This is a genomic window from Candidatus Methylomirabilota bacterium (genome assembly GCA_036001065.1).
Classification (GTDB): Bacteria; Methylomirabilota; Methylomirabilia; order Rokubacteriales; family CSP1-6; genus MNEF01.
Genome location: DASYUQ010000169.1, coordinates 46,970 through 63,492 on the forward strand (window position 1 = coordinate 46,970; position 16,523 = coordinate 63,492).

Genomic DNA, 16,523 nt, shown 5'->3' on the forward strand with positions numbered 1-16,523 from the left:
GGACACAGGATGTCTCATACGGCCACCGGAGTCGTGCCGGGCGCCTTGGACGGACGCCCCAGCACGGTCTGAGGGAGCAGCTTGCTCGTCGCCTTCGAGGCGATGTAGGCCGGCTTGATGTCGAACGGGTTCTTCCGGAGGTAGTCCTTGAAGCGCGCGAGCGAGACCTGGGAATGCACGAGGCCCTTGAGCATGCCGATGTCGTTCGTCGTCCAGATGGCGCTCGACGGGCCCACGATGATGGCGCCGGTCAGCCGGTCGCCCGTCCACAGGAGCTTGCGATAGGCGGACCGATCCGGCTTGAGCCCCGTCACCGCCTCGGCCTTGGGGTCGTCCCAGGCGCCGAACGACGCGATGTCGAGGTGGCCGACCTCGACGATGTTCATGGAGAGGCTCCCGCGGTAGGGGACGTCGCGCCCCGCCATATTGGCGCCGACCACCCGCCCGTGCTCCTGCGCCGTCGGCTCGATGGCGTGCACCACGCTGGCTCCGGAGATCAGCTCGCGCCCCTCGGCGACGTCGCCGGCGGCATAGACGTTGGGTACGCTCGAGCGGAGATGGTCGTCGACGACGATGCCCTGGTCGATCCGGAGGCTAGCGCCCTTCAGCCATTCGAGATTCGCCTTGATCCCGGTGGCCATGATGACCACGTCGGCGACGATGTCCGCGCCTTTGGCGAACCGGAGCCGCTTCCGAATTGTCTTGGAGCCGCGGGCGCCGGGGACGTCCTCGATCTGGGCGAGCCGGGCGTCGGTGCGAATGGTGACTCCCTGGTTCCGCAGCCACGCCTCGACCACGTCGGCGCCGGTGGCGTCGATCATGCGCGGCAGGATCCGCGGCGCGATCTCGACGATGGTGAGCGTGGCGCCCAAGGCCAGGATCGAGTTGAGGATGGTGAAGGCGATGAAGCCGGCGCCCACCATGACGACATGGCTTCCCGGCCTGGTGTCGGCGATGAGCCGGCGGCACTCGTCGAGCGTCCAGAACGAGTGGACCCCCCGGCCGTCGGCGCCCGGCACCGGCGCCTTCACCGGAGAGGAGCCCGTGGCGATCAGGCAGTCGTCGTACGCGATCGTGGTCCCGTCGTCGAGCGCGCAGACGTTGGCCTTGGTATCGAGGCTGGCCGCCCGCCGGCCGAGATGGGCCTTCACCCCCCACTCGGCCAGCACGCCCGCCGTGGCCGTGAAGACGTGCGACTCGGCGATCGAGCGGTCGAGATAGTACGGCAGCACCATCCGGGAGTACGGCTTCTCGGCGCTGACGAGGGTGAGCTCCGACCGCTCCTTCTCCTCTTCGCGGATCGTGCGCATGGCGTTCATGCCCGCCGTGCCGCCGCCGATGATCAGATGGCGCGCCGGCATCACCGGACCCCCGCCAGCAGGCGCACCGTCCGCTCGGCGGCGAAATCGCCGAGCCAGTCGACGGTGGGGACGTCGTCGTAGGTGATGGCGGCGGTGGGACAGGCATGAGCGCAGGCGGGATCGCCGCCGCACAGGTTGCACTTGAACGCCTTCCGCGTGTCGGGATCGTAGAACATCGTCCCGTAGGGGCAGGCGATGGTGCAGAGCTTGCAGCCCACGCAGGTGTCGTCGAGCACGTCCTTGGCGCCCGCCGCGTTGATCGTGATGGCCCCCACCGGGCACGCGGTCATGCACCACCCCTCCGCGCACTGCGGGCACGTGTAGGGCGCGTAGGAGGTGAAGCCCTCGAAGGGGGAGACGCGGATGACCGACTTGGCCGGCTGGAACGTCCCCGTCTGTGTGTACGAGCAGGCGATCTCGCACCGCAGGCAGCCGGTGCACTTCTCGGGCGTGATCTTGAGGACTCTCATCGCTTCTTCCGCACCCTGCCCTTCCCGTTGTGCTCGAGCCGGCTGATGAACTCCTCGAGGGGGATGGCGGCCATGGTCATGCCGGCCACGCCGCCCCGCGCACCGAGCTCGACCGACACGCGCGAGATGGTGGCGTTGTCCGGCGCCTCGATGACGGTGACGAAGTCGTAGGGACCCAACACCGCGTACTGCGCGAGCACGCGGGCGCCCATGCGCTTGACGTCGCCGTTGACCTTTCGAATCCAGCCGGGACGCTCGCGAAGGACCCGCCGGCCCGATTCCGAGAGCGTGCTGAGCATGATGTAGAGACTCACCGCCGATCTCCTCTCGCCCGAAGCGCCGGCGTAGTATAGCACGCGCGTACTGACGCGCCGTTCGAGCGCGGGCTCCGCCCGCGCGATCGAATTCCTGGGGGGAGGCTTCGGAAGGGGGGCGAAGCCCCCCTCCGAGGCTAGACCGGCACCTCCCGACTCGACGGCTTGAGGAACGCGTAGACCGACGAGAAGTCCTGGCGCCCGAAGCCGTGCGACGAGGCCAGGCGGAGCAGCTGCTGGGCCGCCGGCGCCACCGCCACCGGAATGCGGAGCTCACGAGCGGCGTTGACGGCGAGCCCTAGATCCTTGGCCATCAGATCCGTCATGAACCCCGGCGCGTAGTCGCGGCTGGAGGCCGCCTTCTCCACGATGCCCGGCACCGGATGGCCGTGCTCCATCACCCAGGTGCTGCCGGAGGACTTCGAGATCACCTGGGTGAGGATCTTCGGATCGACGCCGAAGCCTTCGGCGATCCGGAAAGCCTCGCTCACCGCCACCATCGCCACGCCGGCGATCAGGTTGTTGCAGAGCTTGGCGACCTCCCCCGCGCCCACGTCCCCCACGTGGATGACGTTGGTCCCCATGGCCGCCAGGGCGGGCCGCGCCTCCTCCAGATCCCGGGCGTCGCCGCCCACCATGATCGTGAGCGTGCCCTCGACGGCGCGCGGCACCGCGCCGGACACCGGCCCATCGAGAAAGCGCACGCCCCGCTCGCGCAGCCGGCCGGCCACGCGCCGCGAGGTGCCCGGGTCGATCGTGGACATGTCGACGCAGAGCCGGCCCCGCGCCGCGCCCTCCACGACGCCCCCGGGGCCGAGGTACGCGCTCTCGACGTGGGCCGATGAGGGCAGCATGGTGATGACCAGGTCGCCCTCCTTGGCGGCCTCGGCCGCCGAGCCCGCCCGGGCGGCGCCCAGCCTCAGCGCGGCCTCGAGGGCCGCCGGGGCCACGTCGTAGGCCACGACGGCGAAGCCCTTCTTCAGCAAGTTGTTCACCATCGGTTGTCCCATGGTCCCCGTTCCGATGAACCCGACTTTCATGGGTGAGCTCCCTCGCAGATCAAGGGTGGTGCCATCATCTTTCTTCCAGCGCGAAGATGCGCGCGGGAGCGCCATCGCCGCCGCGGACTTTGAGCGGGAAGGCGCCGATGGTCAGGCGTCGCCCCCTGATGCCGGTGAGGTTCGCCAGGTTCTCCGCGATGAGGACGCCCGCCCCCAGCAGCCGGTGGTGCACCGGCCAGTCGAAGCCTGGCGGCCGCAGGGGCACCGGCAAATCCGCGGAGAAGAAGTCCACGCCTACCATCCGGGCGCCGCGCTCGACCAGCCAGGCCGCGGCCTCATCGCTGAGATAGGGGTGCGTGTGGTAGTCCGGCGTCGAAAACTTGCGGTCCCAGCCCGTCGCCAGCAGCACGATGTCGCCGCGCTCGACGGTCAGGCCCGTGGCCTCGAGATGGCGGACGGCGATCGGCTGGCTCGCCTCCGCGTCGACGGGCAGCACCACGCCGGGACCGCCCAGCTCACCGAGGTCGTAGGTGTCGATGGTCCGCCCGCCCTTGATGAAGTGGAGGGGGGCGTCCACGTGGGTGCCGAGGTGCGTGCCGAGCACGAGCCGCTGGATGTTGAAGGGGCGCTCCCCGATCGTCCAGACGTTCTCGATACAAGGCGGCCCGATCATGGGCTGCGTCGTCATGGCGGCGTGATAGTCGTGGGCCAGGTCGTGCCAGATCACGGGGTGAGCACCATCTGGGTCTGGACGGTCATGGCCAGCAGACGCCCGGACTCGTCGGTGATGCGCGTCTGCCAGACCATCGTGCGCCGCCCGCGGTGCAGCGGCGTCGCCTCCGCCCGCACCCGGCCCTCGCGGCCGGCGGCGAAGAAGTTGGTCTTCGACTCGATCGTGGTGGTCGAGGCCCCGGGCGGGAGATTGATGAACGTCGCGGTGGCGCCCACCGTGTCGGCGAACGCCATGATCGCGCCCCCGTGCAGCGCCCCGCCGAACGTTCTCAAGTCGTCGCGGATGCTCAACTCCGCCACGACGCGCTCCGGGCTGGCCTCGACGAAGCGCACGCCCAGGAGCGCCGATAGCGTGCCACGCTGCCGCTCCTCGAGCGTCTTCGGGTCGATCGTGCTCGGCTGCGGCATCTCCCCCGCCCTCCGCTATAATGCCCCGCCGTGCTGCAGGGCCTTCTGCTGATCGCTCTGGCGGCCGTCTCCTGGGGCACCACCGGCTCCGTCACCGCCGTCCTCGTCGCCCGAGCCGACGCCCACCCGCCGCTCATCGGCGCCGCGCGCCTCGCCGTGGCCGCCGTGCTGCTCCTCCTGGGCGCGCGGCTCATCACGGGCGCGCTGGCCATCGCCCGGGCCGATCTCCCCCGCTGTCTGGCGATAACCGGTTGGCCTCCGCCGGGTGCCGGCATCGGTGGCCGGGGTCGTCACCCACTCGAGCCGCTCACCGCGACCCTGCTGGGCATGTTCCTCTTCGGTGAGCGGCTCGGCGGCGCCGGAATCACCGGCGTCGCTCTGCTCCTCACCGCGATCGTGCTCCTGCTCGGCGATAGAACCCGGTAGATCCCGGCACCTCGCGCCACCTTGCGCCCGTTCGGGCTCGGTCGCCCTCACGCTTTGCGGCCCGGGACACGGATCGGACGCCAGACGGCGCGGCTGAAGCAGCAGTTGGGCACGACGCTCGAGTGCTTGCCGGGCCCACCGGCCACGATCACGAAGACGTCCTCGGGCGACGGTACGCGCGGCGGCCGCGCATCGTCGTCGCGCAACGCCATCATCCAGGCGGGCCAGTCCTGCATGCCCCAGGCGCCGCCCAGCTTGAGCGTGCGGAGCGGCAGCCGCGCGTGCTCGTAGACGAAGCGCTGCACATCCGCGCGTGTCAGGCCGTCGGCGGAAATCGTCTGAGCGTGCTCGGGCCCCAGGGCGACCAGGAGCTGGCTCTGGGAAAAATACCAGCCGACGTTGGAGCCGAGCGTGACCGCGGTGTGGGCGACGGTGGTGAGGACGCCGGAAGCGGTGGTCGAGCAGTGGTCGTTGACGTTGTGCGGCGCCTCGCCGCCGTACACGGTCACGCCATCGGCCGCGTGCAGCGGGCCCCACGGCGAGGCCGCCTCGTTCTCGGCGATGCAGTAGCTGAACTTGGCGGGGCTGCCCTGCGTCGCCATGTCGTGCCGGCCCGGCCAGCCGCCCCCGACGTTCATGAGGATCAGGCGGAGGGCCCGGCCGATCGTGGCGTTGGCCCGGAAGCCGGGGCCGAAGCAGCCGCTACCGCCGTGGAGGCCGATCTCGAGCGCGTAGGGACCGTTGGCGATGGCCAGGGGCGCCACCGGATGCGTCGTGGCCTGGACCCCGTAGAGATTGAAGGCGGGGTCCAGCATCGCCTCTACTGCGGCGACGATCACGGGAAAGTATTCCGGCCGGCACCCCGCCATCACCGCGTTGACCGCCAGCGTCTCGAGCGTGGCCTCGCGCCAGAGGGGGGGCATCGCGCCCAGCGAGCCCTGCCCGTCGCCGCCGCCCAGCATCGCCTGCACGCGGTCCTCGGTGGGCGGCACGATCGGCAGCCCGTCGCACCACTCGCGTTCGACGAAGGCCTCGAGAAGGGCCTCCGGTGCGTCCTCGACCTCGAGGTCCCGAGCCCGCGTCGCCATCAGCGACGCCCGAGGAGACTGGCGAGTTGTTCGATGGCCTGCTGAGCCCGGCGCACCACGGCCTCGGCGCGCTCGCCGCCGAGCGGATGCTCGATCACCAGCAGCGGCAGCCCGGAGACGCCGCGGGCGGCGAGCTGGCGTGCGGCCAGCCCCTGAAAGGCGGTGGTGGCGATCAGTCCGGGCGGCGTGCCGACCTTGGCCAGCTCAAGGGCGTCGTGGAGACTCCACGACGTGCACGACCCTCAGTCGGCGGAGCCGGCGAAGACGACGTCACACGCCTTCGCCAGCTCGGCGATCAGCTCGGACGATGCGGCCGTGGACGCGTTGGCTTTCCGGCGGTGGACGATCGCCTTGACGCCGTAGCGTTCGCGCAGCAGCTGGCCCATCTCGCCGGCGAGGCGGTCGAAGTTGGGCTTGGTGTTGTCGAGGAAGCCCACGGTGCGGTTCGCGAGGTCCGGCGGGAGCGCAGGAACGGTGACCGTCTCGCTGGACTCGACGCCGATGGGGCTCAGGACGCGGATGCGTGCCATCGGACCCTCCTTCGGGGCCCATTCTACTTCAGCGGCCGCCGCCCCGCGGGAAACCCTTCGACCGCGCCAGCAGTCGGCCGAGCGTGTCGTGCACCTCGCTGAGGATGGACCGCTTGATGCGCACGGTGATCGACTCCACCGGCTCGGTGCTGCCGACGCGGTGGATGACCAGCGTGCCCGTGAACTCCTCGGCGCGCTCGTCGGTCGCCGCCAGCCCGCGCAGCGTGAGAACTTCCCAGGCCTCCCCCATGAGCGGTATCTTACCCGAGGCGCCCTATCCATGATCATCGCGCTCGACATCGGCACCTCGTCCGCCCGCGCTGGGGCGTACGACGATGCGGGCCGGCCCCTGCAGGGCCGTTTCCACCGGGTGCGCTATCGCCCGAGGGTGACGCCCGACGGCGGCGTGGAATACGAGCCCCAGCAGCTCTTCGACGCGGTGGTGACCTGTCTCGACGCCGTGCAGGCGGGAGGCCGGCCGCCGGACGTGGAGGGGGTCGGCGTGGCCACCTTCTGGCACGGACTGCTCGGCTTCGACGGCGCCGGCCAGGCCGTGACGCCCATCTACATGTGGGCCGACACGCGCAGCGCGCCGGACGCGGCGCTGCTGAGAGACGCCCTGGACGAGAGGGCGGTCCATGCGCGCACCGGGTGCCACCTGCACTCCTCGTACTGGCCGGCGAGGCTGCGCTGGCTCGTCCGCGAGCGACCCGAGCAGATGGCGCGCGTCGCCCGGTGGGGCTCCATCGGCGAGTATCTGGAGCTGACCCTCTTCGGCGAAGCAGCCACCAGCGTCTCGATGGCCTCCGCCACGGGGCTGTTCGACCAGCAGGCGCTGCGCTGGGACGCCGAGGCGCTGGCCGCCGCGGAACTTGATGAGAGGCACCTGTTCCCGCTCTGTGACCGCCGCGATGCGCGGCGGGGGTTTCGGCCCCAGTGGGCGAAACGCTGGCCCGCTCTACGGGGCCGGCCCTGGTTCGCCGCCGTGGGCGACGGGGCGGCCAGCAACATCGGCTCGGACTGCATCGCTCCCGGCCGCGTCGCGCTGAACGTGGGGACGTCGGCGGCCCTTCGATTGGCCACGACCGCGCCGGGCCGCCCGCCCTGGGGGCTCTGGCGTTACCGTGTCGACCGGGAGCTATCGCTCATCGGCGGGGCCCTCTCCGAGGGCGGCAACGTGTACGAATGGTGCCGCGACGTGCTGCGCTTGCCCGCCGGCGAGGAGCTCGAGGCCGCGCTGGCCGCGGCGACGCCGGACACGCACCGCCTCACGATGCTCCCGTTTGTCGCGGGCGAGCGCGCCCCCGGCTGGCGCGGGGAGCGGCGGGCGGCGCTCACCGGGCTCGGCCTGGACACGACCGCGCTCCAGATCCTCAGAGCTGCGCTCGAAGCCGTCGCGCTCAGGATCTCGTTGGTCTACGACTTGCTCCAGCCGTGCGCGGCGCCCGACCATCAGGTCGTCGCCTCCGGCGGCGCGATCGCACGATCGCCGGCCTGGGCGCAGATGATCGCGGACGCGCTGGGTCACCCCATCACCCTGTCCGGCGAGGAGGAGGCCACGAGCCGCGGCGCCGCGCTGCTGGCGCTGGAGGCGCTGGGGCGGCTGCCGGATCTCCCGTCCGCGCCGGCGCCGCTGCCCAGGATCTTTCATCCCGATGCCGCGCGACACGCGCGCTATCGCGAGGCCCTCGACCGCCAGCGAGGGCTGGACCGGAAGCTCCTGTGAGCCGACGGCGGCCATGACGCGGGCGGCGAAACGGTCCGGGGTATGATCTGGGCATAGCCATGGAGACCAAGACGGACGTCGCGGTGTTTGCCGATCCCGGCGCGCTCGCCGACGCCGCGGCGCAGGCGATCGTCAGGGAAGCCGCCGCGGCCGTCGCCGCGCGCGGGCGCTTCCTGGTCGCGCTGGCGGGGGGCGCGACGCCGCGCGAGACGTACGCGCGGCTGGCGCTTCCTCCGCGCAGCGAGGCGATGCCGTGGCCGCGAACCTTCGTCTTCTTCGGCGACGAGCGCTGCGTGCCTCCCGAGCATCCGGAATCGAACTACCGCATGGCCCACGAGATGCTGCTAGGCAAGGTCGCCATCCCGCCTTCCCAGGTCTTTCGCATGCGCGGCGAACGCGACGACCCGGAAGCGGCGGCGGCCGAGTACGGGCGCACGCTCGCTGAGGTCTTCGGCACGCGCCGGGGGGGCACGCCGCGCTTCGATCTGATCCTGCTCGGGATGGGTCTCGACGGGCACACGGCCTCCCTCTTCCCGGGCTCTCCGGCGCTCAAGGAGGTCTTCCGCCCGGTCGCCGCCGTCCACGCCGCCGCCGCGGCCATTCCACAGCGACTCACCCTGACCTTCCCCGTGCTGAACGCGGCGGCCTGCGCGGTCTTCATCGTGGCGGGCGCGGAGAAGGCCAAGGCGGTGAAGGCGGTGCTCGCCGACGGCGCCATGCTGCCGGCGGGCATGGTGCGGCCGGAGAACGGGCGGCTCCTGTGGCTGCTCGATCGCGCGGCCGCCGCGCTGCTCAAGGCGTGAGCGATGCGCATCGCGATCGCCGGCGACCATCACGGCGTGGCCTACAAGAAGGATCTCATCCGGGCGCTGACGAGCGACGGCCATGAGGTGCTGGACCTCGCTCCTTCGTCCACCGATCCCGTCGACTACCCCGACTACGCCCGGGCGGTGGGGCTGGCGGTCCGCAACGGGCGCGCCGAGCTCGGCGTCCTGATCTGCGGCAGCGGCGCGGGCGTGTCGATCGCCGCCAACAAGATCCGCGGGGTGCGCGCCGCGCTCGGCCATGACCTCTTCACGGCGCGCCAGGCGCGCCAGGACGACGACGCCAATGTCCTCTGCCTGGGCGCGCGGGTGGTGAGCCTCGAGCTCGCCATCCAGCTCACGCGCGCGTTCGTGGGCGCGCGCTTCTCCGGCGCCCCCCGGCACGCCCGCCGGCTGGCCAAGGTGCTGGCGCTGGAGGCGGCCCTGGGGGACGACGCGGTCGCTGAGGCGACGCCCGAGTGGCCGACCGCGCCCGCCGTCACCGTCGCGCTCGAGCGGCTCGAGCGCGCGTCGGTCGGCGCCCGGATCTGGAAGAGGGATGCGAGCCTCTGGAGCGACGCCGAGGCGGTGCGACCGTCGATCGCCAATCGGCTGGGCTGGCTGGAGACGCCGGCGACGATGCCGACGGAGGTCGGCGATCTCGACGCGTTCGCCGCCTCGGTGCGCCAGGAAGGATTCGCGGACGTCGTGCTGCTGGGCATGGGCGGATCGAGCCTGGCCGCCGAGGTGCTGGCCTCGACCTTTCCGCCGCCTCCGGGCGCGCCCGCGCTCACGGTTCTCGACACCACCGACCCCGGCGCGATCCGCAACGCGCTCGGCCGGCTCAAGCCCGCGCGCACGTTGTTCCTGGTCTCCTCCAAGTCGGGAACGACCGCCGAGATGCTGGCCCTCTACCGGTTCTTCCGCGCCGAGCTGGAGAAGTGCGTCGATCGACCGGGTGCCCACTTCGTCGCCATCACGGACGCCGGCACGCCACTGGCGCGGCTCGCCACCGAGGGCCGGTTCCGCCGGATCTTCCTCAATGCGCCCGACATCGGGGGCCGCTTCTCGGCACTCTCCTATTTCGGCCTCGTCCCCGGGGCGCTCGTCGGCATCGACCTCACGCGGCTGCTCGACCGGGCCCGCGCCATGGCGGCCGCCTGCGGGGCGACCGTGCCCGCCGCCGACAATCCGGGTCTCCGGCTGGCGGCAGTGCTGGGCGGCTCGGCCTCCGCGGGACGGGACAAGGTCACGCTGGTGCTCTCCGAGTCGATCCGCTCGTTCGGCGGGTGGCTCGAGCAGCTCCTGACCGAGTCGACCGGCAAGCAGGGCCGGGGGCTGGTCGTCGTCCACGACGAGGCGCCGGGGCCGCCGGCCGTCTATGGCGCCGACCGGGTCTTCGTCGCCCTCACCCTGGGCGCGGATGCCGCGATCGAGCGCGCGCTCACTCCGCTGCGCGCGGCGGGCCATCCGGTGGCGCGCATTCCCCTGGCCGACCGCTTCGACCTCGGCGGCGAGTTCTTCCGGTGGGAGCTGGCGACGGCGGCCGCCGGGGCGCTGCTGGAGGTCAACCCGTTCGACGAGCCGAACGTCGCCCAGGCCAAGGAGGCGACCCAGACGGCGCTGGCGACCTTCAAGGAGCGCGGGCGCCTGCCCGAATGGCCGGCCGACGCCGCCGACGACGTCGTGCGCGTCCTCGGTCAGGCGCGCGCCGGCGACTACGTCGCGCTCCTCGCCTACCTCACGCCGGAGGCCGCGACGACCGCCGCGCTCCAGCGGCTCCGCACACTGCTGCGTGACCGCACCCGTCTGGCAACCACGGTGGGGTATGGTCCCCGCTACCTCCACTCGACGGGGCAGCTCCACAAGGGCGGCCCGCCGACGCCGATCCTCCTCCTGTTATCCGCCGAGGACCGCGAGGACCTGCCCATTCCCGGCGAGCGTTACGGCTTCGGGACGCTGAAGATGGCCCAGGCGCTAGGCGATCTGGCGACGCTGCGAGCGGCGCACCGCCGAGCGCTCTGGCTGCCCATCCAGGGCCCGGTCGTGGATGCCATCGATCGGCTCACCGCCGCGCTGGACAGGAACTTGCGCTGATGGAAATCGTCTCCTCGCTCAGAGAGCTCGCGGACGCGCTGAAGCTGGCCGAGCTGCTCCAGCGCCGCGACACTGTCCGGGAAGGCGGTAACACGTACTCTGAGGATGACGGGCGGCGCGTCCTCCCCCCCTCCGACTATGGGCTCGACCTGGCGCTCAGCGCGCTGGCGGCCGATCCCAAGCTCGCCCCGCTCCGGAACGCCTTCGGTGGCCATGCCGTCCGTCGATGAGCCCTTCACGCTGATCATCTTCGGCGCGTCGGGCGACCTGACGCGCCGCAAGCTGATGCCCGCCCTCTTCGCGCTCTACGCCGCGCGGACGCTCCCGGAGCCCTCCGCCATCGTCGGGGTGGCCCGCACCGAGATGAGCACCGACGAGTTCCGCCGGCGGATGCAGGAGGCCATCGTCGAGTTCGGACGCGTCCAGCCGCCGTCCGACATCGTCTGGGAGCGCTTCGCCCGGACGCTCTTTTATCTGCCCGGCGACCCCAAGGATCCGGAGCTCTATCCCCGCCTCAAGCGCTTCCTCGAGGAGATCGAGCGCGGCCGGCGCGGTCCGGAGAACCGACTCTTCTACTGCGCCACGCCGCCGAGCCTCTACGACGACATCGTCGAGCACCTCGGCGCCGCCCGCCTGGCCCGGAGCCAGGACGGCTGGACGCGCATCGTCGTGGAGAAGCCCTTCGGCCAGGATTACGACACGGCCTGCGCGCTCAACCGTCAGCTCGCGCGGGTCTTCCGCGAGGAGCAGATCTACCGCATCGATCACTATCTCGGCAAGGAGACGGTCCAGAACCTCCTCGTATTCCGGTTCGCCAACGGCATCTTCGAGCCCCTCTGGAACCGCAACCACGTGGCCCACGTCCAGATCACCGTGGCCGAGTCCATCGGCGTCGAGACGCGGGGCGCCTACTACGAGGAGGCCGGGGCGCTGCGGGACATGATGCAGAACCACCTGCTCCAGCTCCTCTGCCTGATCGCCATGGAGCCGCCCGCGACCTTCGATGCGGGTCCCGTGCGCGACGAGAAGAACAAGGTCATGCACGCGATCCGACCGTTCGATCCCGCGCGGATCCGGGAGGCCGCCCTGCGCGGCCAGTACGGCCCCGGCTTCGCAGGGGGCAAGTCCGTCCCCGGCTACCTCCAAGAGAAGGGCGTCGCGCCCGACTCGAAGACGGAGACCTACGCCGCGCTCCGGCTGCTCGTGGACAACTGGCGGTGGGCGGGTGTGCCCTTCTACCTGCGCACGGGCAAGCGCCTCGCGAAGCGCGTGAGCGAGATCGCGATCCGCTTCCACCGCACGCCGCACATGATCTTCCAGCGGGGCCCGACGGGCGTGGAGGCGAACACGCTCGTGATCCGGATCCAGCCCGACGAAGGCATCGCGCTCACGGTCGCCGCGAAGACGCCGGGCCCCGATCTGAGACTCGGCCCCGTCCGACTCGACTTCCGCTACGGTGAGGTCTTCGGCGGCGAGCCGCCCGAGGCCTACGAGCGCCTCCTGCTGGACGCCATCCACGGCGACGCGACGCTCTATGCGCGGGGCGACTGGGTCGAAAAGGCGTGGCAACTCCTCGGACCGGTCTTGGACGCATGGGGAGCGGCGCCGGGACCGCCCCTCTATCCATACGAAGCGGGCTCCTGGGGACCGGCGGAGGCCGAGGCGTTCATCGCGCGGGACGGCGGCGCCTGGCGCCGCCCCTAAATCGTCGAAGGGGGCCTCGACGGCCCCCTCCGAGCCACCCCCAGAAATCGGTTGCGCCGGCGGAAGCCGGCGCTCGAACCGCGCCCGACGATCGCGCGGACTAACTAGCTAGCGCGGAGTGCTGGCCGACGCGAGCGCGCGGCTTGCCGTCAGCTCGACGTAGGTGAAGATTCCCATCCAGCCTTCCCAGACGAGGACCTCGAGGGAGCTCCCCGCCTTCTCGTAGACCTGCGTCGTGCCGCGCTCCACGCTCGTGCTGCTGACGTGGCGCCAGCCGTTGGCCTCGAGCGTCGCGCGCAGCGCGACGCCCAGGCTCATCGGCTCGAGCCGGCCGCGGTAGACGAGACGCGCCGCCTTGACCGTCGGCGACTCGATGATCATCGACTTGCCCGGCAGATACGTGAGGCCCTTCGGGACGGGGATGTCTTCGAACTCGCTCCGCATGGGTCGGGCGGGCGCCGTGGCGCACGCCCCGAGGAGCAGGAGGGCGAGCAGCGGGCTGAGGAGTCTCTGGATTTTCATGGGCGCAAGCCTAGCAGGCGTCGCGCAGAACGGGCAAGGGAATTTCCCGGAGCGGGCCGCTCAACCCTGGATCGAGAAGCCACCGTCCACCGGGATCGCGGCTCCCGTGACGAAGTCGGAGGCCGCGCTCGCGAGAAAGACCGCGATGCCACTCATGTCGTCGATCGTGCCCCAGCGGCCGGCCGGCGTACGCTGCAGGACCCGCTCGTGCAGGCCCGGGATCTCTTGCCGCGCCCGGCGCGTGAGCGCGGTGTCGATCCAGCCAGGCAGCACCGCGTTCACTTGAATGTCGTCCCGGGCCCACGCCGAGGCGCACGCCCTCGTGAATTGCACGATCCCGCCCTTGGAGGCGGCGTAGGCGGGGGCGAAGCCGGCGCCGAAGATCGACATCATCGAGCCGATGTTGATGATCTTGCCGCCGCCGGTCTTCAGCGCGGGGTAGGCCGCGTGCGAGCAGAGGTAGGCGCTCGTGAGGTTCGTGTCGAGGACCTGGCGCCACTCGGCGAGCGACACCTCGTGCGGGGGCTTCCTGATGTTGGTGCCCGCGTTGTTGATGAGGACGTCGAGCCGTCCGAACGCGTCGAGCGTCGCCTTGACCATCCGGCGGACGGCCGCCTCGTCGGTCACGTCCGTCGTGACGGCGAGAGCGCCGGGGCCGAGCGCCGCCAGGTCCTTCACCGCATCCTTGGACTTCGCCTCGTCGCGCGCCGCGATCACCACGCGGGCGCCGGCGCGCGCGAGCCCCCGCGCCATGCCGAGACCGATACCGCCGTTGCCGCCTGTGACGATCGCGACTCTGCCCTCGAGCTCGGGCACCCGGTCACCTCCCCATTGCGCCTTTGCTTCTCCAGCATCTTACTCCGACACCCATTGTCAGGCGGCTTCGGCCGGGCCGAGTGCCCTCTTGATCACTTCAGCGAGGGCGAGGATCGCTTTGCCCCCATCGCCCTTGAACGTGGAGCCATGCATCAGGGCGAGGGTTCGAGGCTCCAAGCCAGCGAGCCTCCGCAGGGTGGCCTCCGTGTACGGCGTGTAGGGCATATCTTTGGCCATCGGACCCGCCAGGTTCTTCAGAATCGCCGAGCTTGCGCGTCCGACCACGTCCGCTTCGGTCACCGGCTCGGGATTTCCAGGGTGGAAGAAGAGATCCGAGCACAGGAGCGTCCGATCCGCCTCCTCGAAAAACAGCCCAGCGTCCCAGCAGTGTGGCACGTGAGGGGTGGCCAGGAATCGCAGGCGGCGACGGCCGATCGAAAGCGCTTCGCCATCGGTGAGCGAGCGGGCGGGGCGATCGGCAAAGTCGTTGACCATGACGACGGCCCCGACGAAGCTGCACACCGCCTGCGCCCGTGGCGCGACCCTGAGCCACTCCAGCGAACCTTCGACGGGTCGATGATCGATGAGACGCCGTCGAGAGTGACCGGAAACATCTTCCTCAAACTCGTGTGCATCAGGAAAGGCTCGTCGTCCTTGATGAGAAACTGGTTGAACTGGATGCCGTATTCCGGATGGAAGGTCGAAATCCGGTACGTCTCCGGGGCGATCTCGGTCACGTTGCTCTTCATCACGAGTACGGCATCGATTTAGTCAACCACGAAGAGCTTCGCGCCAACCACTGTCGATGAACGGTGGGGTTCAGCGTTATCAGCGACTTGATAACTCATGCCCGGTTTCAGAACAAACCGCCGGCCATCTTTGAGCTCGGTATGCAACGCACCTTCGAGACACAGGAGGATGTGGCCTTTCGCGCACCAATGGTCCGCGAAATAACCTGGCGTGTACTCGACCATGCGAACCCGGATGCTGCCAAAGGTGCACGTGCGCCAATAGGCGATACCCGTTTCACCCTTGTGCTCCGTTCGTTCAATCGAGGACCAATCGGTCGTGCCGAACGGGATATCCGCGAGTTTCATGAGTCTTCCCTCCCGATGCCTTACCCCTTCAACTCCCGCTTCAGCTCGTCCAGGAACGCCCCCCTCCTTCGTGGTGCCCCGTTATGCCGGCTTCTCAACGATCTTCCAATACGAGTCCTTCCTAATGACCTTCCCATCTCGAAACTCCCAGTGGTCGCATCCGCGCACTCGAACTCGCCGTCCCTCTGGCGTCGTGCCGGTCAGAAGCCACTCGGAAACGCCCATATCGCCACTGACCCAGTGTCGATCATCACTGTAGTGGACGTCTGGGAGGCCTTTGAAGCGCGTCGCTAGCCCCTCGCGCACGGCCACTTTGCCTACCATGCGCTGTCCCCAGGGCTCCGGCCCGCGGGGCATGTCTAACGAGCAATCGTCGGCAAAGAACTCCATGATGGCGTCGAGATCGTGGGCATTGAACGCATGAGCGATTGCCTTCAATGTTTCGACCGGGACCGCGTTCTGCTGGGCCATGGCTTGCCTCCTTGAGCTCTCACGTTGGCGGTAAGCGCCGTGCGAAAGGCGGCGAAACCGCCCGAAGCACGTCCGCTTCACCGGCGGGTTGGGCGGCATTGCGACCAGGCTCGCATGGTTGCCTACGTTGAAGCAGCGGCACCAACTACCAGGATGCATACTGCCATGAAGGCGGGATGCAAGGACAGCGTATAGCACGTTTGGTACGTGTCAGCGATAGCCGGATCACGGGCACTGACCGGCCGGGCAGCGAGCCGCTAGCAAGAGCCTGAGAATCGCGTCGTATTCGGCGCCGGAGACGGACCTTTGTCGCGGGGAGTGTTGCGATGGCTGCGTGGTGTCGGTCTTGTGAGCAATGACCAGGTCGAGTTCGGGTAGGACTGTGATGAACTGTCCGCCAAACCCCATGCCGGCGTAGGCCCCGACGAACGAGCCTGAGGACTTGGGCGCATCCCAGACCCACCAGAGGTAGCCGTAAGCCCAGCGGTTGCCCGTTCCAAGGGCTCGCCACTGTGGTGGGTTCAACTCGTGAAACGGCGTCACGACGCTCCTAATCCGCCGCGTCCAGTCCCGCGACACGACCTGCCGTCCAGCCCAGTCTCCGTCTCGGAGCATCAATAATCCAATTCGGGCCATGTCACGCGTCGACAGCCGCCGCGAGGACAATACGGTCCAGTGCTCCCTTGCTCGCGCCATAAGGTAGATTGCCGGCGACGTGATCGCTGGTCAGCGCAACGATCCGGCCGCGCCCGCGGGCAGCCCGGAAGCGTCGGCCGAACTCGCGCACCAGCAGCCAGCTCGCGCGCGCATTCACGGCAACGTGCAAGTCGAAGCTCTCGGTCGTCGTCTCGAGGATGCCGCTGTCCATCGAGTGGCAATGAGAGAGTACAAGCGCCGTAACAGGCCCGATCGCCTCTTCGACGGCATCGAAGACGCGGGCCGGCGTCTCGACGAGGC

Annotated in this window: 22 protein-coding genes; 7 read left to right on the plus strand and 15 right to left on the minus strand. The window is 70.0% G+C overall.

What is annotated here, in order from left to right; genetic code table 11:
* Positions 1 to 14: 14 nt before the first annotated feature.
* The 6 genes from VGV13_16595 to VGV13_16620 form a co-directional block, all read right to left on the minus strand.
* Positions 15 to 1,361 carry an FAD-dependent oxidoreductase gene (locus tag VGV13_16595; protein HEV8642710.1) on the minus strand — a complete coding sequence of 449 codons (1,347 nt, stop codon included), beginning with the start codon at positions 1,359 to 1,361 and terminating at the stop codon, positions 15 to 17.
* Positions 1,361 to 1,831 carry a 4Fe-4S dicluster domain-containing protein gene (locus tag VGV13_16600; GenBank protein HEV8642711.1) on the minus strand — a complete coding sequence of 157 codons (471 nt, stop codon included), beginning with the start codon at positions 1,829 to 1,831 and terminating at the stop codon, positions 1,361 to 1,363. Before VGV13_16600 ends, VGV13_16595 begins: the two co-directional genes overlap by 1 nt.
* Positions 1,828 to 2,145 (minus strand): GYD domain-containing protein, encoded by a 318-nt coding sequence (locus VGV13_16605; protein ID HEV8642712.1) that lies wholly within the window; start codon positions 2,143 to 2,145, stop codon positions 1,828 to 1,830. The genes VGV13_16600 and VGV13_16605 overlap by 4 nt, the downstream gene beginning before the upstream one ends.
* A gap of 137 nt (positions 2,146 to 2,282) precedes the next feature.
* On the minus strand, positions 2,283 to 3,185 hold the full coding sequence (mmsB, locus tag VGV13_16610) for a 3-hydroxyisobutyrate dehydrogenase (protein ID HEV8642713.1): 903 nt from the start codon (positions 3,183 to 3,185) through the stop codon (positions 2,283 to 2,285).
* A gap of 34 nt (positions 3,186 to 3,219) precedes the next feature.
* Positions 3,220 to 3,873 (minus strand): cyclase family protein, encoded by a 654-nt coding sequence (locus VGV13_16615; protein ID HEV8642714.1) that lies wholly within the window; start codon positions 3,871 to 3,873, stop codon positions 3,220 to 3,222.
* The gene (locus tag VGV13_16620) at positions 3,870 to 4,286 is read right to left on the minus strand and encodes a PaaI family thioesterase (protein ID HEV8642715.1); all 417 of its coding nucleotides are present in this window, start codon (positions 4,284 to 4,286) and stop codon (positions 3,870 to 3,872) included. Before VGV13_16620 ends, VGV13_16615 begins: the two co-directional genes overlap by 4 nt.
* Positions 4,287 to 4,316: 30 nt before the next feature.
* Between VGV13_16620 and VGV13_16625 the strand changes: the two genes are divergently transcribed.
* Positions 4,317 to 4,712 (plus strand): hypothetical protein, encoded by a 396-nt coding sequence (locus VGV13_16625; protein ID HEV8642716.1) that lies wholly within the window; start codon positions 4,317 to 4,319, stop codon positions 4,710 to 4,712.
* A 47-nt stretch (positions 4,713 to 4,759) separates the two neighbouring features.
* On the opposite strand, the gene VGV13_16630 is transcribed toward VGV13_16625, so the two are convergent.
* From VGV13_16630 to VGV13_16640, 3 genes are all read right to left on the minus strand, one after another.
* Positions 4,760 to 5,800 (minus strand): hypothetical protein, encoded by a 1,041-nt coding sequence (locus tag VGV13_16630; GenBank protein ID HEV8642717.1) that lies wholly within the window; start codon positions 5,798 to 5,800, stop codon positions 4,760 to 4,762.
* Between the two features lie 242 nt (positions 5,801 to 6,042).
* Positions 6,043 to 6,330 carry a hypothetical protein gene (locus tag VGV13_16635; GenBank protein HEV8642718.1) on the minus strand — a complete coding sequence of 96 codons (288 nt, stop codon included), beginning with the start codon at positions 6,328 to 6,330 and terminating at the stop codon, positions 6,043 to 6,045.
* Positions 6,331 to 6,358: 28 nt separating this feature from the next.
* Positions 6,359 to 6,580: a hypothetical protein gene (locus tag VGV13_16640; protein ID HEV8642719.1), complete on the minus strand. Its 222-nt coding sequence runs from the start codon at positions 6,578 to 6,580 to the stop codon at positions 6,359 to 6,361.
* A 30-nt stretch (positions 6,581 to 6,610) separates the two neighbouring features.
* Here VGV13_16640 and VGV13_16645 point away from each other — a divergent pair, with 30 nt between their 5' ends.
* The 5 genes from VGV13_16645 to zwf are packed head-to-tail and all read left to right on the plus strand — an operon-like array spanning position 6,611 to position 12,660.
* The gene (locus VGV13_16645; protein ID HEV8642720.1) at positions 6,611 to 8,056 is read left to right on the plus strand and encodes a gluconokinase; all 1,446 of its coding nucleotides are present in this window, start codon (positions 6,611 to 6,613) and stop codon (positions 8,054 to 8,056) included.
* Between the two features lie 59 nt (positions 8,057 to 8,115).
* Entirely contained in the window at positions 8,116 to 8,859 is a 744-nt protein-coding gene (gene pgl, locus VGV13_16650) for a 6-phosphogluconolactonase (GenBank protein HEV8642721.1), read from the plus strand.
* A 3-nt stretch (positions 8,860 to 8,862) separates the two neighbouring features.
* Positions 8,863 to 10,956, plus strand: a complete 2,094-nt coding sequence (locus tag VGV13_16655; protein ID HEV8642722.1) for an RpiB/LacA/LacB family sugar-phosphate isomerase — start codon at positions 8,863 to 8,865, stop codon at positions 10,954 to 10,956.
* Complete coding sequence (locus VGV13_16660) at positions 10,956 to 11,186, plus strand: hypothetical protein (protein ID HEV8642723.1); 231 nt, start codon at positions 10,956 to 10,958, stop codon at positions 11,184 to 11,186. The genes VGV13_16655 and VGV13_16660 overlap by 1 nt, the downstream gene beginning before the upstream one ends.
* Positions 11,170 to 12,660, plus strand: coding sequence for a glucose-6-phosphate dehydrogenase (gene zwf, locus VGV13_16665; protein ID HEV8642724.1), 1,491 nt, complete (start codon positions 11,170 to 11,172; stop codon positions 12,658 to 12,660). The genes VGV13_16660 and zwf overlap by 17 nt, the downstream gene beginning before the upstream one ends.
* Positions 12,661 to 12,768: 108 nt before the next feature.
* Here zwf and VGV13_16670 read toward each other — a convergent pair whose 3' ends face one another.
* The 3 genes from VGV13_16670 to VGV13_16680 are packed head-to-tail and all read right to left on the minus strand — an operon-like array spanning position 12,769 to position 14,298.
* A complete protein-coding gene (locus tag VGV13_16670) occupies positions 12,769 to 13,182 on the minus strand; it encodes a hypothetical protein (GenBank protein ID HEV8642725.1) in 414 nt (137 codons plus the stop codon).
* 60 nt (positions 13,183 to 13,242) lie between these two features.
* Positions 13,243 to 13,998, minus strand: coding sequence for a glucose 1-dehydrogenase (locus VGV13_16675; protein ID HEV8642726.1), 756 nt, complete (start codon positions 13,996 to 13,998; stop codon positions 13,243 to 13,245).
* Positions 13,999 to 14,055: 57 nt separating this feature from the next.
* A complete protein-coding gene (locus tag VGV13_16680; GenBank protein ID HEV8642727.1) occupies positions 14,056 to 14,298 on the minus strand; it encodes a hypothetical protein in 243 nt (80 codons plus the stop codon).
* Positions 14,299 to 14,316: 18 nt separating this feature from the next.
* On the opposite strand from VGV13_16680, the gene VGV13_16685 reads away from it, so the two are divergent.
* Entirely contained in the window at positions 14,317 to 14,769 is a 453-nt protein-coding gene (locus VGV13_16685; protein HEV8642728.1) for a hypothetical protein, read from the plus strand.
* Here VGV13_16685 and VGV13_16690 read toward each other — a convergent pair.
* From VGV13_16690 to VGV13_16700, 3 genes are all read right to left on the minus strand, one after another.
* Positions 14,766 to 15,095: a DHCW motif cupin fold protein gene (locus VGV13_16690; GenBank protein ID HEV8642729.1), complete on the minus strand. Its 330-nt coding sequence runs from the start codon at positions 15,093 to 15,095 to the stop codon at positions 14,766 to 14,768. The two genes, VGV13_16685 and VGV13_16690, sit on opposite strands and share 4 nt — an antisense overlap.
* A gap of 81 nt (positions 15,096 to 15,176) precedes the next feature.
* Entirely contained in the window at positions 15,177 to 15,566 is a 390-nt protein-coding gene (locus VGV13_16695; protein ID HEV8642730.1) for a nuclear transport factor 2 family protein, read from the minus strand.
* 637 nt (positions 15,567 to 16,203) lie between these two features.
* Positions 16,204 to 16,523, minus strand: a 320-nt coding sequence (locus VGV13_16700; protein ID HEV8642731.1) for an SDR family oxidoreductase, incomplete at its 5' end; no start/stop codon positions are given.

Bases quoted from the DNA above. Each gene is read 5' to 3' on its own strand.
- zwf (HEV8642724.1), top strand. From the start codon at position 11,170: ATGCCGTCCGTCGATGAGCCCTTCACGCTGATCATCTTCGGCGCGTCG.
- VGV13_16660 (HEV8642723.1), top strand. From the start codon at position 10,956: ATGGAAATCGTCTCCTCGCTCAGAGAGCTCGCGGACGCGCTGAAGCTG.
- VGV13_16635 (HEV8642718.1), bottom strand. From the start codon at position 6,330: ATGGCACGCATCCGCGTCCTGAGCCCCATCGGCGTCGAGTCCAGCGAG.
- pgl (HEV8642721.1), top strand. From the start codon at position 8,116: ATGGAGACCAAGACGGACGTCGCGGTGTTTGCCGATCCCGGCGCGCTC.
- mmsB (HEV8642713.1), bottom strand. From the start codon at position 3,185: ATGAAAGTCGGGTTCATCGGAACGGGGACCATGGGACAACCGATGGTG.
- VGV13_16695 (HEV8642730.1), bottom strand. From the start codon at position 15,566: ATGGCCCAGCAGAACGCGGTCCCGGTCGAAACATTGAAGGCAATCGCT.
- VGV13_16645 (HEV8642720.1), top strand. From the start codon at position 6,611: ATGATCATCGCGCTCGACATCGGCACCTCGTCCGCCCGCGCTGGGGCG.
- VGV13_16690 (HEV8642729.1), bottom strand. From the start codon at position 15,095: ATGAAACTCGCGGATATCCCGTTCGGCACGACCGATTGGTCCTCGATT.
- VGV13_16620 (HEV8642715.1), bottom strand. From the start codon at position 4,286: ATGCCGCAGCCGAGCACGATCGACCCGAAGACGCTCGAGGAGCGGCAG.
- VGV13_16670 (HEV8642725.1), bottom strand. From the start codon at position 13,182: ATGAAAATCCAGAGACTCCTCAGCCCGCTGCTCGCCCTCCTGCTCCTC.
- VGV13_16640 (HEV8642719.1), bottom strand. From the start codon at position 6,580: ATGGGGGAGGCCTGGGAAGTTCTCACGCTGCGCGGGCTGGCGGCGACC.
- VGV13_16655 (HEV8642722.1), top strand. From the start codon at position 8,863: ATGCGCATCGCGATCGCCGGCGACCATCACGGCGTGGCCTACAAGAAG.
- VGV13_16630 (HEV8642717.1), bottom strand. From the start codon at position 5,800: ATGGCGACGCGGGCTCGGGACCTCGAGGTCGAGGACGCACCGGAGGCC.
- VGV13_16600 (HEV8642711.1), bottom strand. From the start codon at position 1,831: ATGAGAGTCCTCAAGATCACGCCCGAGAAGTGCACCGGCTGCCTGCGG.
- VGV13_16595 (HEV8642710.1), bottom strand. From the start codon at position 1,361: ATGCCGGCGCGCCATCTGATCATCGGCGGCGGCACGGCGGGCATGAAC.